2 protein-coding genes and 1 pseudogene are annotated in these 2398 nt (G+C 64.6%); 1 reads left to right on the top strand and 2 read right to left on the bottom strand.

Translation table 11 applies throughout. The features are described 5' to 3' along the window. The coding region (locus AHiyo1_RS05815; protein ID WP_148667486.1) for an NAD(P)/FAD-dependent oxidoreductase at positions 1-924 on the bottom strand (924 nt) is incomplete at its 3' end. A gap of 278 nt (positions 925-1202) precedes the next feature. Here AHiyo1_RS05815 and nirD point away from each other — a divergent pair. Then, a complete protein-coding gene (gene nirD, locus AHiyo1_RS05810; RefSeq protein WP_059387909.1) occupies positions 1203-1574 on the top strand; it encodes a nitrite reductase small subunit NirD in 372 nt (123 codons plus the stop codon). Between the two features lie 51 nt (positions 1575-1625). On the opposite strand, the pseudogene AHiyo1_RS05805 reads toward nirD, so the two are convergent. After that, a pseudogene (locus AHiyo1_RS05805) lies at positions 1626-2375 on the bottom strand (phospho-sugar mutase); the annotation flags it as partial. Positions 2376-2398: the final 23 nt, after the last annotated feature.

Here is a 2398-nt window from a genome sequence, read left to right as displayed (position 1 = left end):
GCCATCGAAGTTCGCGACTTCGCCGATGGCCCAAATGCCGGGGACCGGGGTGGCGCAATGGTCGTTGATGACCACGCCGCCCTTCTTGCCGAGTTCGAACAGCCGTTCAACGGTGGGGCCGTCCGCGGCGCCTTCCGTTCCGCGGAACAGTTCATCGCGGGGGCGGATGCCGATGGACGCGATAACCATGTCGGCGGGGATGACGCGGCCGTCCTTCATGAGGACGCCGGTGACCTGGCCGTCGTCGGACAATACTTCGGCGGGGTAGGTTCCCGTCAGGACTTCGAGTCCCTTGGCGGTGACCAGCCGGCCCAGTGCCTGGCCGGCTCCCTCGTCCAGCTGGGCGTTCATGAGCCAGCGTGAACCGTTGATGACGGTGGCCTGCGCGCCCAACTCCATGGTGCCCGCCGCTGCTTCCAAGCCGAGGAGGCCGCCGCCGATGGTCACGGTCCTGACGGTCCGGCCAAGCTTCTCCGTGAGTTCGGCGATGGCCTTGTTGATGGCCCAGACGTCGTCGAGGGTGCGGTAGACATGGGCGAGCTCGCCGCCGGGGAAGGGGAGCTGTGCCGCGTCCGAGCCGGTGGCCACCACCAGGTGGTCGTAGTCGTAAGTGTTGCCGGCCGCGGTTTCCACGGATTTGGCTTCGGGGTTGATCTTGACCACCCGCTCGCCAGTGCGCAGGGAGATGGATTCGTGCTCCCACATGGACATGTCGCCCAAGGTGAGGTCATAGTCCACATCGGTCAGCGCCTTGCTCAGGGTGACCCGGTCATACGGAACGTGCGCTTCCTCGGTCAGGACCGTGACGTGCCAGCCCTCGAGACCGCGGGTATGCATGGCATCGGCAAAACGGTGGGCCGCAGGGCCTCCGCCGGCGACAACAATACGGCGCTGGTTTTCTGGGGTGGAAGTGTGTCCGGTCACTGGTGGCCTTTCGCATACGCCGCAGAACGTGCTCCGCAACTTGTCACTTCAGACTACGGACGGGCAGTTTCTCCTCAGTTTCCCTTTTGTTTCGTGATCTTAACTTCTGGGTCACGATTGGATGTCGGGACCGTGAGGTCTCTTTTACGCACCCGACACATTGACTGCATTCGAGTGAAACACTCCCCGCCTACCTTGAAGATATGGCCGCTCGGCGGCCACGGCCTGAAGGAAAGGACAGCATTTGTCCGGCTGCAGGCATAGCGAGAGGGGTTGGCATGACCGTCATTCTGGAACGGGAAGAACAACTGACGAGCGCGCCGACCGAGTCCGGCTGGCATCGTGTATGCCCGTTGGACGAGCTGGAACCGGCTTGGGGCGAGGCGGCGTTGATCGACGGCGTGCAGGTGGCGCTCTTCCGCCTCGATGCCGACAATGTCTACGCAGTCGCCCAGCAGGACCCTGCAACCCTGGCCAATGTCATGGCCCGGGGGATCACCGGCTCCCGGGGATCACGCCCCACTATCGCCTCGCCGTTGCACAAGGAGGTCTACGACCTGCAGACCGGTGAGTGCTATTCCAACCCCGGGCTCCGGCTTCCGGCATTCAGGACCCGCATGGTTGACGGCTTCATCGAAGTCGAACTGTAGCCCGGAGCCCCCAGCCGCGCACCGCCGTCGTCCGTCGTGGAGCCGAAGCGCTCAGAGCCCGAGCGCCTCGCGGACATCGGCAAGAATGTGGTCCAAAGTGGTCCGCGCGGCGTGCCGGGTTTCGGCGAGTTCCGCCGCCGAACCGACCGACTTGATGACCTCCAGGTAGCACTTGAGCTTTGGCTCGGTGCCACTGGGCCGGATGATGACGCGGCTTAGGTCCTTGGTCAGGTAGAGGAGGCCGTCCGTCGGCGGCAGTTGCTCGCTTCCCTGGGCCAAATCCACAAAGGTCTCGATGGCGGAACCGCCAAAGGACTCCGGCGGATCGGACCGGAGCCGGTTCATCATGGCGTCCAGCAAACCAAGGTCCGCCACCCGGATGCTGAGCTGGTCGCTCGCATGCAAGCCATGCACCAGGTAGATTTCGTCCAGGGTGTCGAAGATCGTCTTTCCTTCGGCCTTGGCCGCCGCCGCTAGTTCGGCGATGAGCAAGGAGGCGGAAATGCCGTCCTTGTCCCTGACGAGTTCGGGTGCAACGCAGTAGCCCAGGGCTTCCTCGTAGCCGTACACAAGTCCCGGCACCCGGGAAATCCACTTGAATCCCGTGAGCGTTTCCTCGTGGGCGAAGCCGGCCGCCGCCGCGATGCGGGAAAGCAGCCGGGACGAGACGATTGAGTTGGCGAAAACGCCTCGTGTCGCATCGCCTTGCCGCACATCCGCGGCGTGCCGGGCCACCACGTGCGCCCCAAGTAGGGCGCCCACTTCGTCGCCCCGCAACATCCGCCAAGCACCCGTATCCGGTCCTGTGCGCTACGGCCGCGCGG

This window comes from Arthrobacter sp. Hiyo1 (genome assembly GCF_001263615.2).
Lineage (GTDB): Bacteria > Actinomycetota > Actinomycetes > Actinomycetales > Micrococcaceae > Arthrobacter.
The sequence above is the reverse complement of the archived record's forward strand: the minus strand, read 5'-3'. Positions and strand labels throughout refer to the sequence as shown.